General features: G+C 72.6%; 18 protein-coding genes. 12 read left to right on the top strand and 6 right to left on the bottom strand.

Annotated features, from left to right (window positions below; genetic code table 11):
• Positions 1-140: 140 nt before the first annotated feature.
• Positions 141-2,246 carry a BTAD domain-containing putative transcriptional regulator gene (locus BX283_RS42115; RefSeq protein ID WP_143676399.1) on the top strand — a complete coding sequence of 702 codons (2,106 nt, stop codon included), beginning with the start codon at positions 141-143 and terminating at the stop codon, positions 2,244-2,246.
• Here the strand turns inward: BX283_RS42115 and BX283_RS06990 are convergent.
• The gene (locus BX283_RS06990; RefSeq protein WP_101386778.1) at positions 2,228-3,049 is read right to left on the bottom strand and encodes a hypothetical protein; all 822 of its coding nucleotides are present in this window, start codon (positions 3,047-3,049) and stop codon (positions 2,228-2,230) included. The genes BX283_RS42115 and BX283_RS06990 overlap by 19 nt on opposite strands.
• A gap of 142 nt (positions 3,050-3,191) precedes the next feature.
• On the opposite strand from BX283_RS06990, the gene BX283_RS06985 reads away from it, so the two are divergent.
• Together BX283_RS06985 and BX283_RS06980 are read left to right on the top strand one after the other, a co-directional pair.
• Positions 3,192-4,034 (top strand): metallophosphoesterase, encoded by an 843-nt coding sequence (locus BX283_RS06985; protein WP_101392190.1) that lies wholly within the window; start codon positions 3,192-3,194, stop codon positions 4,032-4,034.
• A gap of 8 nt (positions 4,035-4,042) precedes the next feature.
• Positions 4,043-4,744: a 4'-phosphopantetheinyl transferase superfamily protein gene (locus tag BX283_RS06980; RefSeq protein ID WP_101392189.1), complete on the top strand. Its 702-nt coding sequence runs from the start codon at positions 4,043-4,045 to the stop codon at positions 4,742-4,744.
• Positions 4,745-4,799: 55 nt separating this feature from the next.
• Here BX283_RS06980 and BX283_RS06975 read toward each other — a convergent pair whose 3' ends face one another.
• The 3 genes from BX283_RS06975 to BX283_RS06965 all read right to left on the bottom strand — a co-directional run bounded on the left by BX283_RS06975 (position 4,800) and on the right by BX283_RS06965 (position 7,084).
• Positions 4,800-5,543 (bottom strand): thioesterase II family protein, encoded by a 744-nt coding sequence (locus BX283_RS06975; protein ID WP_101386777.1) that lies wholly within the window; start codon positions 5,541-5,543, stop codon positions 4,800-4,802.
• Positions 5,540-6,466, bottom strand: a complete 927-nt coding sequence (locus BX283_RS06970; protein ID WP_101386776.1) for a ketopantoate reductase family protein — start codon at positions 6,464-6,466, stop codon at positions 5,540-5,542. Before BX283_RS06970 ends, BX283_RS06975 begins: the two co-directional genes overlap by 4 nt.
• A gap of 96 nt (positions 6,467-6,562) precedes the next feature.
• Positions 6,563-7,084, bottom strand: coding sequence for a helix-turn-helix domain-containing protein (locus tag BX283_RS06965; protein WP_101386775.1), 522 nt, complete (start codon positions 7,082-7,084; stop codon positions 6,563-6,565).
• Positions 7,085-7,404: 320 nt separating this feature from the next.
• On the opposite strand from BX283_RS06965, the gene BX283_RS06960 reads away from it, so the two are divergent.
• The 5 genes from BX283_RS06960 to BX283_RS06940 all read left to right on the top strand — a co-directional run bounded on the left by BX283_RS06960 (position 7,405) and on the right by BX283_RS06940 (position 12,236).
• Positions 7,405-8,148: a hypothetical protein gene (locus tag BX283_RS06960; RefSeq protein WP_257584250.1), complete on the top strand. Its 744-nt coding sequence runs from the start codon at positions 7,405-7,407 to the stop codon at positions 8,146-8,148.
• A gap of 149 nt (positions 8,149-8,297) precedes the next feature.
• Positions 8,298-8,741, top strand: a complete 444-nt coding sequence (locus BX283_RS06955) for an SPW repeat protein (protein ID WP_101386774.1) — start codon at positions 8,298-8,300, stop codon at positions 8,739-8,741.
• 225 nt (positions 8,742-8,966) lie between these two features.
• Positions 8,967-9,902 carry a hydroxymethylbilane synthase gene (gene hemC, locus BX283_RS06950; protein WP_101386773.1) on the top strand — a complete coding sequence of 312 codons (936 nt, stop codon included), beginning with the start codon at positions 8,967-8,969 and terminating at the stop codon, positions 9,900-9,902.
• A gap of 196 nt (positions 9,903-10,098) precedes the next feature.
• Positions 10,099-11,403: a radical SAM protein gene (locus BX283_RS06945; RefSeq protein ID WP_101386772.1), complete on the top strand. Its 1,305-nt coding sequence runs from the start codon at positions 10,099-10,101 to the stop codon at positions 11,401-11,403.
• A 314-nt stretch (positions 11,404-11,717) separates the two neighbouring features.
• Positions 11,718-12,236, top strand: a complete 519-nt coding sequence (locus BX283_RS06940; RefSeq protein ID WP_257582130.1) for an ATP-binding protein — start codon at positions 11,718-11,720, stop codon at positions 12,234-12,236.
• Positions 12,237-12,263: 27 nt separating this feature from the next.
• On the opposite strand, the gene BX283_RS06935 is transcribed toward BX283_RS06940, so the two are convergent.
• Positions 12,264-12,473, bottom strand: coding sequence for a hypothetical protein (locus BX283_RS06935; RefSeq protein ID WP_101386770.1), 210 nt, complete (start codon positions 12,471-12,473; stop codon positions 12,264-12,266).
• Positions 12,474-12,881: 408 nt separating this feature from the next.
• Between BX283_RS06935 and BX283_RS06930 the strand changes: the two genes are divergently transcribed.
• From BX283_RS06930 to BX283_RS06920, 3 genes are all read left to right on the top strand, one after another.
• Positions 12,882-13,334 carry a subtilase-type protease inhibitor gene (locus tag BX283_RS06930; RefSeq protein WP_101386769.1) on the top strand — a complete coding sequence of 151 codons (453 nt, stop codon included), beginning with the start codon at positions 12,882-12,884 and terminating at the stop codon, positions 13,332-13,334.
• Positions 13,335-13,481: 147 nt separating this feature from the next.
• Positions 13,482-14,519 carry a PHP domain-containing protein gene (locus tag BX283_RS06925; protein ID WP_101386768.1) on the top strand — a complete coding sequence of 346 codons (1,038 nt, stop codon included), beginning with the start codon at positions 13,482-13,484 and terminating at the stop codon, positions 14,517-14,519.
• Positions 14,520-14,606: 87 nt separating this feature from the next.
• Positions 14,607-14,900: a hypothetical protein gene (locus BX283_RS06920; RefSeq protein ID WP_101386767.1), complete on the top strand. Its 294-nt coding sequence runs from the start codon at positions 14,607-14,609 to the stop codon at positions 14,898-14,900.
• Between the two features lie 64 nt (positions 14,901-14,964).
• Here the strand turns inward: BX283_RS06920 and BX283_RS06915 are convergent, their stop codons facing one another.
• Positions 14,965-15,372, bottom strand: a complete 408-nt coding sequence (locus tag BX283_RS06915; protein ID WP_101392188.1) for a DUF3224 domain-containing protein — start codon at positions 15,370-15,372, stop codon at positions 14,965-14,967.
• Positions 15,373-15,512: 140 nt separating this feature from the next.
• Here BX283_RS06915 and BX283_RS06910 point away from each other — a divergent pair, with 140 nt between their 5' ends.
• Entirely contained in the window at positions 15,513-15,962 is a 450-nt protein-coding gene (locus BX283_RS06910) for a VOC family protein (RefSeq protein ID WP_101386766.1), read from the top strand.
• Positions 15,963-15,985 lie beyond the last annotated feature (23 nt).

Here is a 15,985-nt window from a genome sequence, read left to right as displayed (position 1 = left end):
GCACACTGAAGCGGTGGAGTCCGGCGGCGCGGGAGGCGGACACTCCCGCTCACCGCGTCCGACCAGCGCGGCCCGGCGGACCCACCCGTGAGCCTACGAACGGATGAGACCCGTCCGACGGGACGGGCAAGGGGGGAACGATGAGTACGGCTCAACTGGAGGACCACAAGCGGGAGTACACCGGCGCGGTGGCCGAGCCGGCCCGCTCCGGCCATCTGCCGGGTCCGGCCGGCGCGGCGGGCGGGGAGCCGCGCACCGGCGTCCTGGACGCGGCCGAGGGGCGGCGGCTGACGATGGCGCACCAGCTGCTGGGGGAGCCCGCGCGGGCACTGGAGGTCCACCGGCGCACCGAGCTCACCGGCGCCGCGAGTCCCGACGAGATCACCGCGCTCGCGTGGGCCGCCGCCGCGTACTGCGCGCACGGTGAACTCCGCCGGGCGCAGGCGTCGGTGCGCCGCGCGGTCGCGGCGCTCAACCACTGCGGCGACCCGGGCGCGCAGGCGGTCGCCCACGCGGTGGCCGCCGTGGTGGCGGCCTGCGACGGACGCGGGGCGGTGGCCGAGCACCACCGGGAGCTGGCGGGGGAGGCGGCGTGCGGATCGGGGGATCCCGCGCTCGTCCTGCTGGTGCGCACCTGCGCCGCGCAGGAGCGCATCGAGCAGGGCGAGGCCCGCCGCGTCCTCGCCGGGCTCGACACGGCGCTCACGGCGCTCGGCCCGGACGACGAACGGGCCGGGCAGCCGGAGCTCCTGCTGGCCGCCGGGTGTGTGCGCGGCTGCGCCCATCTGGCGCTGGGCGAACTCGACTACGCGGCGGCCGAGTTCGGCCGGGCGCTGGCGGGCTACCAGCGGCTCGGCGAGGCCACCGGGCACGCGGCGCTCGGGGCCAGGGCACTGCTCGGGCTCGGCGACGTCCACCGCGAGCGCGGGGCGCTCGGCCCCGCGCGGGCCGCCTACCAGGAGGCGGTGGTGCGCAGCGAGCAGTGCGGCGACCGCCAGGTCCTCGCGGCGGCCCTCACCGGGCTCGCCCTGGCCCGCGGCGCCGAGGAGCCGTGCGCCGCGGCCCTGCTGGCCCGGCGCGCGGTAGGCCAGTGCGCGGGCCGGACCCGGATCCGGGCGCTGATCGCGGCGGGCTGGGTGGCGCTCGCCGACGAACGGCCGGAAATCGCGGCCGAGGCGGCCCGCCAGGCGGCCGGCGAACCCGGCGCCCAGGCCTGCCGCCCGGTCTACGCCGAGCTCCTGGAGCTGGAGGCGATGTGCACCCGCGAACCCCGCGTACGGGACCGGCTGCTGGAGGACGCCCAGGCGATGTGGACCGCCGCACGCCGGCCGGTGGCCGTGGCCCGGGTGGCCGCCGCCCGCGCCCTGCTGTCGGGGGCGGGCGGTCCGGAACTGCGCGAAGCGGTCGGCAGACTGCGGCAGTCGGGTGTGCGCGAGCGCGCGGCGGACGCGGCCGGGCTGCTCAACCGGGCGACCGCGCCGCTGCGGCCCTCGGCGGCCGTACGGGTCCTCGGCGGCTTCGGGGTGCTGCGCGACGGCGTCCCGGTGGGACCCGAGGAGTGGCAGTCCAAGAAGGCCCGCGACCTGCTCAAACTCCTGGTCGCCCGGCGCGGGTTGCCCACCCCGAGGGAGGTCGTGGTGGAGGCGCTGTGGCCCGGGGAGGACCCGGCCCGGTGCGCCAACCGGCTCTCGGTGGCGCTGTCGATCCTGCGCCTGGTGCTCGACCCGGAACGCCGCCTCGCGCAGGACCACTTCATCGCGGCCGACAAGCACGTCATCGCCATCGCCCGGCTCCGCGTCGACGTCCGGGACTTCCTGGCCGCCGCCCGGCACGCCCTCGCGCTCGCCGACCGCTCCGGCGGCCACGCCTACGCGGCGCTGGCGGACGCCGAACGGCTCTACCGGGGCGATGTGCTGGAGGACGAGCCGTACGCGGAGTGGGCGGTCGCCCTGCGCGAGGAGGCCCAGGCGGTCCACGCCGAGCTGCTGGCCCGGCTCGCCACCGCGGCGGCCGAGCGGGGGGACCACCACGCCGAGGTCCACTTCCGGCTGCGCCTGCTGGAGCGCGACCCGTACGACGAGGAGACCCATCTCGCCCTGATCGCCCTCCTCGCGGCGGCGGGCCGGCACGGCGAGGCCCGGCGCCGCCATGTGCTCTACGTCGAGCGGATGCTGGAGATCGACGTGGAGCCCTCCCCGTTCCCGCGCCCGGACCGGCGCGCCCCGGCTCAGCGCGGCCGGGACTGATACAGCCAGGCGTGGTAGCGGCCCGCGCTCTCCAGACCGGCCGGGTCGTGGCCCGCGCGAACGACCTGCTCGATCGCGCAGTCGCGCTCGGCCGGGTCGGTGAACAGCCGCTGCCGGTAGGCCCGCGAGGGGTCCGACACGGTGACCAGGCCGTGCGCGGCGAGCGCCGCGGCGACCGGCGCGTACGAGACGGTGCGCAGGGCGAACGCGCTCACCCACACCGGCACCCGCGCACACCCGAGCAGCGCGTCGAAGGTGCGGTGGGTGATGTAGCTGATGCCTCCGGTCACCGTGATCAGACCGGTGCGTGCGACGGCCCGGCGCAGCGGCTCGCTGGGCGGGGCGTGCTCCAGGTTCTCGGCGTACGCCTCGTCGAGCAGCCCGACCGCGAGCGCGTAGCCGACGGCGCGCTGCGCCGCGTCCAGACCGACGACCGGGCTCGCGTCGGCCCGGCGCCGGGAGGCGTAGAACGCCCGGTCGTACGCGATGAGTTCGGCTGTCGACAGGTCCGCCACCGCCGGCCCGGTGTAGTGCGCGTACAGCTCGGCGAGGGTGAGGTGGTGGTTGAGGAGCGCCGCGTTGATCCCGTACGAGCAGCACAGGTCGAGCACCGTGACCGGGCCGCCCGGACCGCAGGCGGCGGCCCGCGCGGCCCGGTCGTGCCGGAAGACCTCCTGCGCGTGATGCGGGATCTCGTACTCCAGTGGGGCGAGCCGGTGGAAGTAGGCGCGGGGGTCGGGGGCGTCGTAGATCTCGTCGAAGCGGGTCTTGCCCGGCGACGCGTGGAGCGGTCCTCGGCTCATCGGGGCGTACCTCCGCAGGCTGGGGGCGGGTGTGGGGCGGATGAACCTCTATCGGACTCGTGGAGTACGCCGGTAGGCCGCCCGGCCCGAACCGGCCACCGGCGGCGGGGCCGTGGGAGGGCCGTCGTATGGTGTGATCACCATGAGTCTCTTTGCCATCAGTGACCTGCACGTCGGCCATGCGGAGAACCGCGCGGTCATGGACGCGTTGCGTCCCGATTCGTCCGAGGACTGGCTGATCGTCGCCGGGGACGTGGGGGAGAAGGCGGACGACGTGCTGCGGGCGATGGAGCAGCTGGCGAACCGGTTCTCCACCGTCGTCTGGGCACCCGGCAACCACGAGCTGTGGACGCCGCCCGCCGACCCGGTGCAACTGCGCGGCGAGGCCCGCTACCTGTATCTGGTCGAGCGGCTGCGCGAACTCGGGGTGGCCACGCCCGAGGACCCCTATCTCCAGTGGCCGGGCCCGGACGGACCGGTCGTCGTCGCACCCCTCTTCGTGCTGTACGACTACACGTTCCGCCCCGACGGCGCGCACACCAAGGAAGAGGCGCTGGCCGTCGCGCACGGCACCGGTGTGGTGTGCATGGACGAGTACCTGCTGCACCCCGACCCGTACCCCACCCGCGACGCGTGGTGCCGGGCGCGGCTCGCGTACACCCGCTCGCGGCTGGACGCCGTCGACCCGGCGCTGCCGACCGTGCTGGTCAACCACTTCCCGCTGGTGCGCCAGCCGACCAGGGTCCTGCGCCACCCGGAGTTCGCCCAGTGGTGCGGCACCGAGGCCACCGCCGACTGGCATGTGCGCTACCGCGCCGCCGCGGTCGTCTACGGGCATCTGCACATCCCGCGTGCCATCGACGTCGACGGGGTGCCGCACCTGGAGGTGTCGCTCGGCTACCCCCGCGAGTGGGGCAAACGGTCGGCGCCGCCGCAGGGGCTCTGCCGCATCCTGCCCGCACCGCACTCGGTGCCCCGGTGGTGACCCGCGCGCTGCTCGACGGGCTGCTCCCGGCCCAGGTGGTGGTGGCGGAGCTGTTCGCCGACCCGCCGACGGTCGAACTGTTCCCGCAGGAGGCCGAGCTGGTGGCCAAGGCGGTCGACAAGCGGCGGCGCGAGTTCGCCACCGCACGGCTGTGCGCGCGCACCGCCCTCGCCCGGCTCGGACACGCGCCCGGCCCGATCCTGCCCAGGGGCGAGGGCCCGGCCTGGGCCCAGCGCGCCCCGCGCTGGCCGGACGGCGTCGTCGGCAGCATGACGCACTGCGACGGCTACCGCGCGGCGGCCGTCGCCCCCACCTCGGCGATAGCCTCGGTCGGCGTGGACGCCGAGCCCAACGCGCCGGTGCCCGACGGCGTACGGGAGATGGTCACCCTGCCCGAGGAGCGCGTCACCCTGGACCGGCTCGCCGCCTCGCATCCGGCCGTGGCCTGGGACCGGATGCTGTTCAGCGCCAAGGAGAGCGTCTTCAAGGCGTGGTTCCCGCTGACCGGCCGCTGGCTGGACTTCGGCGACTGCGTGATCACCCCCGACCCCGAACGCGGCACCTTCACGGGGGCGTTGCGGGTGCCCGGCCCGGTGGTCGACGGCGTCCGGGTGGACGTGTTCAGGGGGCGGTGGCGCACGGTGGAGGGGGAGGACGGGGGGCTCGTGGCCACCGGTGTGGTGGTGGGGCGGGAGGGCGCCGGGGTGTGAGCGCGAGGGGCGAGCCGTGCTCGTACGCCCCGCGCGCCCGCCCCTCAGCCGTCCCTTACCGCCCGGTCATCGCCTCGATGTGGTCGCGGATCTCCTGGGTCACGACGGGCAGATGGGCGTCCAGGAAGAAGTGGCCGCCGGTGAAGACCCGCATCCGGAACGACGCCGAGGTGTGCCGCTCCCAGTGGGCCACGTCGTCGGGGTCGACCACGGGGTCGGCATCCCCGCACAGCGCCACGACCGGACAGGCCAGCGACCGGCCCGGCTCGGGGACATGCGTCTCCAGGGCGCGGTAGTCGCCGCGCAGCGCGGGCAGCACCATGCGCAACAGGCCCTCCTCCGCGAGCAGTTGGGCGTCCGTACCGGAGAGCTCCATGAGGTGGCGGACCAGCTCGGCGTCGTCCGCTTGGTGGAGCCGGCGGGAGATGGGGACGGAGGGCGCCGCGCGGCCCGACGCGAACAGGCCGAGCGGCCTGACGCCCTTCTCCTCCAGCCGCAGCGCCACCTCGTACGCGACGGAGGAGCCCATGCTGTGGCCGAAGAGCGTGAGCGGGCGGTCGGTCCACGGCATCAGCTCGTCGGTGAGGTGCTCGACCAGCGTGCGCATGTCCTCGATGGGGCGCTCGGCCAGCCGGTCCTGACGCCCGGGGTACTGCATCGCCAGCACGTCCACGTCCGGTGACAGCGCCTTGGCGGCGGCGAAGAAGGACGTGGCCGAGCCGCCCGCGTGCGGGAAGAAGACGGCGCGGGTGGGCGCCTGCGGGGCGGGGTGGTACCGCTTGATCCAGGGGCTGTTCACCGCTGCGCCCCCACCCGGTGCTGGTGCACCCGCAGGTGCAGGGTGGCCAGGTCGAGCAGCGGCGTGGGCACCGACAGCGCGCGGGCGCGTGCGGTCAGGTCGCCGAAGACGTGCTCCACCTCGGTGGGGAAGCCGGACACCACGTCGCGGTACATGGAGGACGCGAAGGTGGAGCCGCTCTGGGTGACCAGGGAGGCGGTGAGGGCCTGTTCGCTCTCGGGAACGGGGAAACCCGCCGCGGCCGACACCGCGGCGCCCTCGGCGAGGACCGCCGGGCCGAGGCCGGAGCCGCCGGGGACGGCGTTGACGTCACCGACCTCGCCGCGCATCAGACAGGTCACGGTGGACAGGGTCGTGATGAAGACCCACTTGTGCCACATCGAGGCGAGGATGTCGGGCGACACGCTCGCGTCGATGCCCGCCCCGGCCAGTACGGCGCGGATCCTCTCGGTCCGGGGCGAGGCGCCGCCGTCCTGCTCGCCGAGGGCGAGGACCGCGAGCGGGGCCAGCCGGACGATGTCGCCTTCATCGTTGAGCGTGGTGATGACCTTGGCCACCCCGCCGAGGACCGGCTCCTTGCCGAAGCGGGCGTTCAGCACGTCCAGGTGGCGTATGCCGTTGAGCAGCGGCACGATCGCGGTGTCCGGGCCGACCGCCGGGGCGAGGTCCTCGACGGCCTGCTCCAGGGCGGTGGACTTCACCGACAGCAGGACGAGGTCGTACGGCTCCGCGAGCTCGTCGGCGGTGACCAGGCGCGGGGTGAGCACCTCGTCCTCACCGGAGCCCGTCAGCCGCAGCCCCCGCTCGCGCAGGGCGGCGGCGCGCCGTGGTCGTACCAGGAACGTGACGTCGCGGCCCGCGCGGGCGAGCAGGGCGCCGAAGTAGCCTCCGGTGGCGCCTGCGCCGACGACCAGGATCTTCATGTGCGTACACCTTTCGTCGTGAACATCGTCGTGCGAGAGGGTGAGGCGAAGGGCTGTGCGGCCGGGTTTTCGGCCAGGTTTTCCCGGTCGGTTCCGTCAGCCGCGCAGGGGGTGGAGCAGGCGGTGCGGGCGGCTCAGGGCCACCGTCACCGGGTCGTCGTCCTCACCGCCCGGGCCGAGGCCGGGGCCGGGCGTGACCAGGATGTCGCGCACCTCGACGGCCGCGTCGCAGCGCGTGCACCGCCCGTCGGCGGAGATCGGGGCGTCGTCGGCGGCGTGCCGGAAGATCCGGCGCGGGCCGCCCGTGGCGTAGTGCTCGTCGCCCCAGCAGGTGAGCGCGCGCACCACGGGCCACAGCGACACGCCCTTCGGCGTCAGCTCGTACACCTCGCGCCGCCCGGTGCCCGGCACCCGGGCGAGGACCTCCGCCTCGGTGAGGGTGGTGAGCCGGTCGGTGAGGACGGCGCGGGGGACTTTGAGGTGGGCCGCGAAGTCGCCGAAGCGGCGCACCCCGTAGAACGCGTCCCGCACGATCAGCAGCGTCCAGCGCTCGCCGACGATCTCCAGGGAGCGGGCGAGGGAGCAGGACTGGCCGGTGTAGTCGCGGGGCAGCGTCACGGGGCCGACCCTAACCCAGAACAGTTCGGTGAGTGAACCAAAATCTTTGAACGTCCTCCACAGCATGGTTACCTTGGTGTGGACCCCCGTGTGCGGCGTGTGTTCGACCTGGTGCACGATCTGGGGGTACGTGGGGAGCTACGCGCCGATTGTCTTGACCGCTGGCGCTGGCAGCGTGAGGGGTTGATCAAGCAGTGTTCCGAGTTGCCGACGGCCGTCGTGACGGCGTCGAGAGCGGGCACGTCGGTGCGGTCGAGGGGGCCGCCGCGGCGCCCGCGCCGCCCGCGACCGACGGCGGGGACCGTCGGCAACGGGCCGATCTGCTCATCCGGTTCGTCCGGTTCCTCGCCCGCACCCTGCGCGGCGAGTTCCAGGGCATCGTCGTCGACCCCGTACGGCAACTGGTCAACCGGGGTCTGCGCGGGCTCTTCCTCGGTGTGCTCGCCTGTGTCGCGGTGACCGTCTTCCACGCCATCCATCTGACCCGGGCCGGCGCGGTGGTGGTCCGGCTGACCGGCGAGGTCAAGGCCGATCTGCCGCTGTGGCTGGCGCTGCTGCGCACCCCCATCTCGCTCTTCGTCCCGGCCCTCGACCTGCCGGTCTGGGCGGGCCTGACCCAGCTGTTCCTCGGGTTCGCCCTGGCGGAGCTCGCGCTCGGCCGGACCCGGACGCTGGTGATCGCGTACGTCACGACGCTGGCCGGGACGCTCAGCGCGCGCGTGATGATCGCGCTCGGCCCCGGCACCTGGGGCGGCCTCGGGCTGCCCCCGGAGATCGGGCAGGTGCTGGACACCGGCCCGTCCGCGGCCGTGGTGGGGCTGTTCACGTATCTCTCCGTGGTCCGGCGGGCCCCGATCGTGTTCGCGCTGACCGGCGGCTCGATGCTGTTCGAGGCGATGGTGAAGCCCAATCTGGCCGGCCGTGAGCATCTGATAGCGGTGGGCATGGCCATCGTGCTCGGTCTGCTGCACGGCCGCGTCGACCTGGGCCCGGCCGCGCTGCGTCGCAGATGGCTGCGCCGGCGCAACCGCCGCGCGATCGCGGCCGTCGAGGCCACCGCGTAGGCATTTCTACACAGAACGACCAAAAGTTCTGTAGATATCGGATAGCCGTTCAATATGCATATAAAGGCCAGATAAGAGCACACTGGAATCGCGACCGGATGTCGCATCGGGGCCAACAGACTTGCAGGCATCAGAAGGAGGCGAGTCACATGGCCGACGTCTCTCACCGACCAGGTGACATATCCGGGCACCCCGACGTATCGGAGATGCGGGACAGGTACGCGGCGATGCTGGAGACCCGAGGGGTCGCGGCGGTCGAGGAACTCGTGATCCTCGCCGGAATCTACGCGGCCATCTCCGGCTGGACCGTGCACTTCTCCGGCGCGCTGCCGACGCTCGCCCTGACCAACCTGATCGTCGGCATCGCTCTCGCGGTGGTGGGCTTGTGCATGTCCATCGTTCCGGAGCGGTCGCAGGACCTGAACTTCGTGGCCCTGCTGTTGGGCGCCTGGCTGATCGTCGCTCCGTGGGTGGTCGCCCGCCACCCCGGCACCGGAGCAGTCCTGAGCAACGTCATCACCGGCGGTGCGGTGTGTCTGTTCGCGCTGGTCGCGGGCGGCATGCTGATGAGCAAGAACAGAAGGGCGACCTGATCCACGGCGGCTGCCCGCACAGCCGCCCGCCCCAGGGCCCCCGCCCGCGCGAGCCGCGGCCGGGGGCCCGTCCCGTTCGCCGCAGGGGCGCGTCGGCAGCTTTCCCTATCGGCTGATCGTCGTCGGCCGTTGTCCAGGAACCGCGTCAACTCCCTTGGCGTACAAAGGCACTGAGGTGACGGGGCGATGTGCGCGAGATGAGCGCGGTCCCCCTATCGTGGACGCATGTCTACGCCCCAGTTGATCCGGATCGTCTCGCGCGACTCGCCCATGGCGCTCGCCCAAGTGGAACGCGTACGCGCCGAACTCGCGGCCCTCCACCCCGGCGTCGCCACCGAGGTCGTCCCGGTCAAGACGACCGGCGACAAGTGGATGGGCGACCTCTCGCTGGTCGAGGGGAAGGGCGCGTTCACCAAGGAGGTGGACGCCGCGCTGCTCGCCGGCGAGGCCGACCTCGCCGTGCACTGTGTGAAGGACGTGCCCGCCGACCGCCCGCTGCCGGCCGGAACCGTCTTCGCCGCCTTCCTCAAACGCGACGACATCCGCGACGCGCTGATCCACCCCGGCGGCCGCACCCTCGACGAGCTGCCCGCCGGCACCCGTATCGGCACCTCGTCGGTCCGGCGCATCGCCCAACTGGCCGCCTCCCACCCCGAGCTGCGCTGTGTCCCGATGCGCGGCAACGCCAACCGCCGGCTGGAGAAGCTGGCCGCGGGCGAGGCCGACGCGCTGCTGCTCGCCGTCTCGGGCCTGGAGCGCATCGGCCGTACGGACGTGATCACCGAGGTGCTCTCGCCGGAGGTGATGTGCCCGCCCATCGGCGCGGGCATCCTGGCCCTGCAGTGCCGCGAGGGCGACCGCGAGCTGATCGACCTGGTGAGCGACCTGGGCGACCCCGACGCCCACCGCGAGGCGACGGCCGAGCGGATGTTCCTCCACGTCCTCCAGGGCCACTGCAACAGCCCGATCGCCGGGTACGCGCGCGCCGCCCGCAACGGCGATCTCTCGTTGCGCGCCTGTGTGTTCACCCCCGACGGGAAGATCGTCCTCAACGCCCACGAGTGGGCGGGTCCGCTCGACCCGGCCACCCTCGGCACCTCGGTCGCGGTCACGCTGCTGCGCCAGGGCGCCCGCGAGCTGATCGACTCGATCGCCCACTGAGGCCGTACCGGCGAGAGTGCCTAAGCCTTTGGGATGAGGAGAAGCGCGACCGCAGACCGATCCGCCGAAGATCACCGCGCCGCTAGCATGGCGCTCGCTCGCCGGCTTCGTCGTCGATGCCCAGTCCATCGGCGAAGCCGGCGAGAGCGTAGGTTCAGTAGGACAGGAAAGCGACTGGACCGGAGGACGTCAGCACATGCTCAGCAGCCGTACCGATGAGGTCGAATCATTGATGGCGCGGTTCCCGGGGGTGCCCAGGGAAGCCGTGATCAAGGAAGATCTGCTGCGCGGAGGCATGGCCTTCGACGACTCGGCCCTCAGCGACAACGAGTCGGGCGAGGTCAAGCCGAAGTCGTACTTCATCTTCTCGTTCGACCACCGCACCCTGCCGGAGCTGGGCGCAGCCGCGCTGCGCCGCCCGCCGGAGGAGATCGTGCTGACCGGCGGGCCGTACGACCTGCGCCGCACGGTCGTGTCGGTGCGGGTCAACCCGGCGTCCCCGTACCGGGTCGCGGCCGACGACAACGGCATGCTCGGCCTCTACCTGGACGGCAAGCGGATCTCGGACGTGGGGCTGCCGCCGATGCCGGAGTACTACCGGCACAAGCTGTCCAACGGCAAGTCCGTGATGGAGGTGGCCCCGACGATCCAGTGGGGGTATCTGATCTACCTCACCGTGTTCCGGGTCTGTCAGTACTTCGGCGCCAAGCAGGAGTGCCAGTACTGCGACATCAATCACAACTGGCGCCAGCACAAGGCCGCCGGGCGCCCGTACACCGGAGTCAAGCCGGTCGAGGAGATCCTGGAGGCGCTGGAGATCATCGACCGGTACGACACCGCGAAGGCGTCCACCGCGTACACCCTCACCGGCGGCGCGATCACCTCGCACGTCGGCGGGCGCGACGAGGCCGACTTCTACGGGATGTACGCCAAGGCGATCGAGGAGCGCTTCCCCGGCCGCTGGACGGGCAAGGTCGTCGCCCAGGCGCTGCCCAAGGAGGACGTGCAGCGCTTCCACGACTACGGCGTACGGATCTACCACCCCAACTACGAGGTATGGGACCGGCGCCTGTTCGAGCTGTACTGCCCGGGCAAGGAGGAGTACGTCGGCCGTGACGAGTGGCACCGGCGCATCCTCGACTCGGCGGAGATCTTCGGGCCGCGCAATGTGATCCCCAACTTCGTCGCGGGTGTGGAGATGGCCGAGCCCTTCGGCTTCACCACCGTCGACGAGGCGATCGACTCCACGGTGGAGGGGCTGCGCTTCTTCATGTCGCGCGGTATCACCCCGCGTTTCACCACCTGGTGCCCCGAGCCCACCACCCCGCTGGGCAAGGCCAACCCGCAGGGCGCGCCGCTGGAGTACCACATCCGCCTCCTGGAGGCGTACCGGGCGACGATGGACGAGTACGGCCTGACCTCCCCGCCCGGATACGGTCCTGCGGGGCCGGGGAACGCGGTGTTCTCGGTGAGCTCCTTCATGGACAGCTTGTCGGTCTAGCCATGGTTTACAATTCATCTATATGCGGGCCGCGCCGAACGGCCGCCCGCCCCTGAACGAGCCCCGGCAGGTCTCCCCCGTCCTGCCGGGGCTCTTTTTCTGCCCGCACTCGTCGGCCCCCGCCCGCCCCGGCCCGTACCGGTTCGGAGCCGCCCCGATCGGCCCCGTCGCGCGGCCTGTGTTGCGCGTTCACCCGGATGGGGTCACGCTGATTGCGTTCGCTCTGTATCTGAGTGACTACTTTCCGCTTACTCGGGGCTGTCATTGTCAAAGCGGCGGCCGGTCCGCCGGCCGCTCTGATGAGGAGCGCAGTCGTGGGCGTGGTCGTGGAAGTGAACCGTCAGTACACCCTGGATCTCGAAGCCGCCCCCGAGCGGGTGCCGCAGATCCGGCGGATCGTCGCCGCACACCTTCGGTACTGGAAGCTGGAGTGTCTGATCCAGCCCGTCAGCCTCGGTGTGTGCGAGCTGCTCACCAACGTCTTCCGGCACACCGAGGGCGACAAGCGCTGCACGCTCGAACTGCGCTGGACCGGGCGCCGCCTCACCGCGGCCGTCCTCGACCACGACCCCCGGCTGCCCGTCCTCGGCGGCGGCGAGCCGCTGGCCGCCCGCGGCCGGGGTCTGGCCATGGTGGCTTCCCTCAGCGACAGCTGGGGCACGCACGCCACGGCCGACGGCAAGGTCGTCTGGTTCACGCTGCGGGCCGAGGTGCCCGACGCGCAGCCCCTGGCCCGGGTGCGCCCGCTGCGGGCGCTGCCCGAGGCGCAGCGCCCGCCCGCCGCGGTCACCCGCCGCCCGCTGGTCCCGCTGGCCGCGTTCGCGCGCGGATAGCGGGCGGTACGACACCGGCGCCCTGTCTCACGGCACTTCGCGCAGGAACAGGGCGCCACAGGTGTGGCAGAACGGCCGCGCCTGCTCGGTCCCCCAGGCGTCCGACGGCAACTGGCTCTGGTTCATGTCGAGCTCGCGGCCGCACATGGACACGCTCTGGCCGGTGCGGACCATGTGCCACTCCTTGAGCGTGCTGCCGCCGGGCTCGGTCATCTCGGCGACGATGTGGTGTTCCATCGTGTGCTGCTCCTTCGTGTGGGGCCAGGGTGCCGGGCGGGCCGGGTGCGGCGGGCGCGGCACCGGTCCCACTCTGACGCCCGCCCGGGGCGCGCGCACGTCCGGCCGTGCGGGAGGCGCAGGTGGCGGGCCTGATCGTGGCTCGCACATGAAATCTCAAGGAAACCTCTCTATTCAAGATTCAATGTTCTCGTTGCTTTAGAAATCAAAGCAGAGGCGGCTTTGCGCCTTATTCTCTACGGGCGTCCATCAGCCCGTCCGACCGTTCGGGTGGCTGTGGCCTGCAACTTTCAGCGATCGCCGTGTGGCGGAGTGTGACCGGATTTGTATACGGCGGTCAGCGGCACTCCCGGGACTGGACAAGACTCTGGCTCGTTCATCGGTCCCTGACTGACAGGAGTGTTCGATATGCGTAAGACGCTTGGGCGTACGACTCTGGTGGCCGCGCTGGCCCTCGTCGGCGCAGCGGTTGCCGTACCGGGTGCGGCCGGCGCCGATCAGCATGACACCCGGGGTGCCGCGATGAGCCTCTACCCGCCGTCCGCGCTCGTCCTGACCGTGGCGCCGGGTACCGGCGACGACGGCGCGTCCGTCCTGCGCGCGGTGACACTCTCCTGCGCGCCCACCGCCTCCGGTACGCACCCGGCCGCCAAGCGGGCCTGTGCGGAGCTCGCCCACAACCAGGGCGACTTCGCCGCGATCACGGCCGGTCCGCCGCTCGGCGCGGTGTGTACCAAGGAGTGGAACCCGATGACCGTCACGGCCGACGGCGTCTGGGACGGCCAGCGGGTCTCCTACAAGCACACCTTCGGCAACCCCTGTGAGAAGCAGGCGGGCCAGGGCGTCGTGTTCAACTTCTGACCGACGAGCACGCTGCGTCGCCCGCACGCGACAGCACGAACGGCGGGGCACCCCGAGCGGGGGTGCCCCGCCGCCGCGTCGCCCGGCCCCGTACCGCAGGCGCGCGGGGGCGGGCCGACGGACAATGGGGGACGGTCGGAGGTGGCGATGGATCCGGTGACGGCGTTGAGGCGCATCGCGTTCCTGCTGGAGCGCACGCAGGCCCCCACGTACCGCGTACGGGCGTTCCGTACGGCCGCCGCCGCGGTCGAGGAGATGGCGCGCGGCGAGGTGGAGAAGCGGGTGGCCGCCGGGTCGCTGGAGTCGGTGCGGGGCATCGGCCCCAAGACGGCCCAGGTGGTGCGCGAGGCCCTGGCGGGAGAACTGCCGGAGTATCTGCGGCGGTTGGAGGAGGAAGGCGCCTCCGGGCCCCTGGCCGAGGGCGGCGGGGAACTGCGCGCGGCCCTGCGCGGCGACTGCCATCTGCACTCCGACTGGTCCGACGGCGGCAGCCCCATCGAGGAGATGGGCCGGGCGGCGGCCGAGCTAGGCCATGAGTGGGCGGTGCTCACCGACCACTCGCCCCGGCTGACCGTGGCCAACGGCCTGTCCCCGGAGCGGCTGCGCAGACAACTGGAGGTGGTGGCCGAGGCGAACGAGCGCTGGGCGCCCTTCCGGCTGCTCACCGGCATCGAGTGCGACATCCTGGAGGACGGCTCGCTCGACCAGGAGGAGGAACTCCTGGAGCAGCTCGACGTCGTGGTGGTGTCGGTCCACTCCAAGCTGCGTATGGACGCCGCCGCGATGACCCGCCGCATGGTCGCGGCCGTGCGCAACCCGCACGCCGACGTGCTGGGGCACTGCACCGGGCGGCTGGTGACCGGGGGACGGGGCAAACGGCCCGAGTCGGCGTTCGACGCGGACGAGGTCTTCGCCGCCTGCGCCGAGTCGGACACCGCGGTCGAGATCAACAGCCGTCCCGAGCGCCTGGATCCGCCGCGCAGGCTGCTGCGGCGCGCGGTCGACGCGGGCGTCCTCTTCTCCATCGACACCGACGCGCACGCCCCCGGGCAGCTGGACTGGCAGATCTTCGGCTGCGCACGGGCCGAGGAGTGCGGGGTACCGGCCGAGCGCGTCATCACCACGTGGACCGAGCGGGAACTGCTGGCCTGGACGCGCGAGGGCAGGACACCGGCACGGGGTTGACGCGCCCTTGGCATCGACGGCTTCGGCTTCTCGGGTGAGGCTGGGCCGCGGCCGTGTCCAACGGAGGCGTCGGCCGGTTGTCAGGGCGTGATCTCAACACGACGTATCGCCACAGTCCTCGCCCTCGCCGCCGGAGTCTCGGGCCTCGGTGCGTCCGCGGCGAGCGCCGCGGGCCCGGCCGGAGCCAAGCCCACCGACATCTCCCCGATCGCCGTGCTGGACGAGCTCGTGACGAGCTCGGTCCCGGCGGAGCACCGGAGCGAAATGCCCAGCGTGAAGGCCCAGCTCAGCCAGTTGAACAAGCTGAACGACCTCAACCAGCTCCACCAGCTCACCGACCCGGTCGCCCCGGTCACCGGCCTGCTGCCCTCCGTGGGCTAGGGGAGCGCACACGACGGTCACGCTTACGGAACGGGGGCGCCCGGCGCCCCCGTTCCGCAGGGGATCAGTCGATCTCGTAGTCGAACCAGATCCGGTGGGTGCCGTCGGCGTCGATCGCCAGGCCGCCCGAGCCGGAGATCCCGGTGAGGGCGCCCGTCCCGCTGGACGGCACGATGACGCAGAACTCGCTCTCGCGGCCCGTGCCCAGCGTGGTCGCCGAGTGCGCGAAGTTGAAGGTGCCCCGCCGCTCGTGCAGCGAGCCGTCGAAGGACTCCATCGCGACGTACGTGCCGGTGGCCGCGGTCTGGTCGTACGCGGCGGTGAACAGGGTGGAGGAGCGGCCCGCGATCTCGCCCTCGTAGTGCTTCTCCATGGTGGCGACGCCGACCGGTAGCCCGGTCTCGACGGCGGGGGTGGGGACGAGCCCCGTGGGCGTGAACCCGGTGACCTTGAACGTGCCGGAAGCTCTCATCGCGGGATCGTAAGCCACCGCCGCGGTGACCGGCGCCCGTCCGGCCCCGGCTCCGGCTCGTGGTCCCCCGGACGGGGCACGACAATGAGGGCGCCGAACCCCGTACGCCCACGCGGGCGTCCGACCGCCGGGAGACCCGCATGGCAGTCCACTGGAAACTCGTCGTCGACTGCGCCGAGCCGCTGAGTCTCGCCGACTTCTGGGCCGAGGCGCTCGGCTACGAGGTGGAGGACCACACCGTGCTCATCGAGCGCCTGGTCGCCGCGGGCGCCGTCACCGACGAGCTGTACACGGTCGTCGACGGCCGCAAGGCCTGGCGGACCCTGGCCGCCGTCCGCCACCCCGACGACCCCGTCGAGGCGGCTTCCGGCATGGGCCTCGGGCGCCGGCTGCTGTTCCAGCGCGTCCCCGAGCCCAAGCGGGTCAAGAACCGGCTCCACATGGACCTGCACTTCGGCCCCGAACACCGCGAGGCGGAGGTCGAGCGCCTTGAGGGCCTGGGCGCGAGCGTGCTCCAGGTCGTCGTCGAGCCCGGCACCGACCACGTGGTCATGGCCGACCCGGAGGGCAACGAGTTCTGCGTCCAGTAGCCGCACGTTCGGGGCGCCGCGCC

The organism is Streptomyces sp. TLI_146 (genome assembly GCF_002846415.1).
Taxonomy (GTDB): Bacteria; Actinomycetota; Actinomycetes; order Streptomycetales; family Streptomycetaceae; genus Streptomyces.
Note: the sequence above shows the minus strand (reverse complement) of the source record. Positions and strands in the feature narration are given on the sequence as shown.

Coding starts and splice junctions, on each gene's coding strand:
- BX283_RS06930 (WP_101386769.1), top strand. CDS start 12,882: ATGCGTAAGACGCTTGGGCGTACGACTCTGGTGGCCGCGCTGGCCCTC.
- BX283_RS42115 (WP_143676399.1), top strand. CDS start 141: ATGAGTACGGCTCAACTGGAGGACCACAAGCGGGAGTACACCGGCGCG.
- hemC (WP_101386773.1), top strand. CDS start 8,967: ATGTCTACGCCCCAGTTGATCCGGATCGTCTCGCGCGACTCGCCCATG.
- BX283_RS06990 (WP_101386778.1), bottom strand. CDS start 3,049: ATGAGCCGAGGACCGCTCCACGCGTCGCCGGGCAAGACCCGCTTCGAC.
- BX283_RS06925 (WP_101386768.1), top strand. CDS start 13,482: ATGGATCCGGTGACGGCGTTGAGGCGCATCGCGTTCCTGCTGGAGCGC.
- BX283_RS06915 (WP_101392188.1), bottom strand. CDS start 15,372: ATGAGAGCTTCCGGCACGTTCAAGGTCACCGGGTTCACGCCCACGGGG.
- BX283_RS06910 (WP_101386766.1), top strand. CDS start 15,513: ATGGCAGTCCACTGGAAACTCGTCGTCGACTGCGCCGAGCCGCTGAGT.
- BX283_RS06945 (WP_101386772.1), top strand. CDS start 10,099: ATGCTCAGCAGCCGTACCGATGAGGTCGAATCATTGATGGCGCGGTTC.
- BX283_RS06970 (WP_101386776.1), bottom strand. CDS start 6,466: ATGAAGATCCTGGTCGTCGGCGCAGGCGCCACCGGAGGCTACTTCGGC.
- BX283_RS06985 (WP_101392190.1), top strand. CDS start 3,192: ATGAGTCTCTTTGCCATCAGTGACCTGCACGTCGGCCATGCGGAGAAC.
- BX283_RS06935 (WP_101386770.1), bottom strand. CDS start 12,473: ATGGAACACCACATCGTCGCCGAGATGACCGAGCCCGGCGGCAGCACG.
- BX283_RS06955 (WP_101386774.1), top strand. CDS start 8,298: ATGGCCGACGTCTCTCACCGACCAGGTGACATATCCGGGCACCCCGAC.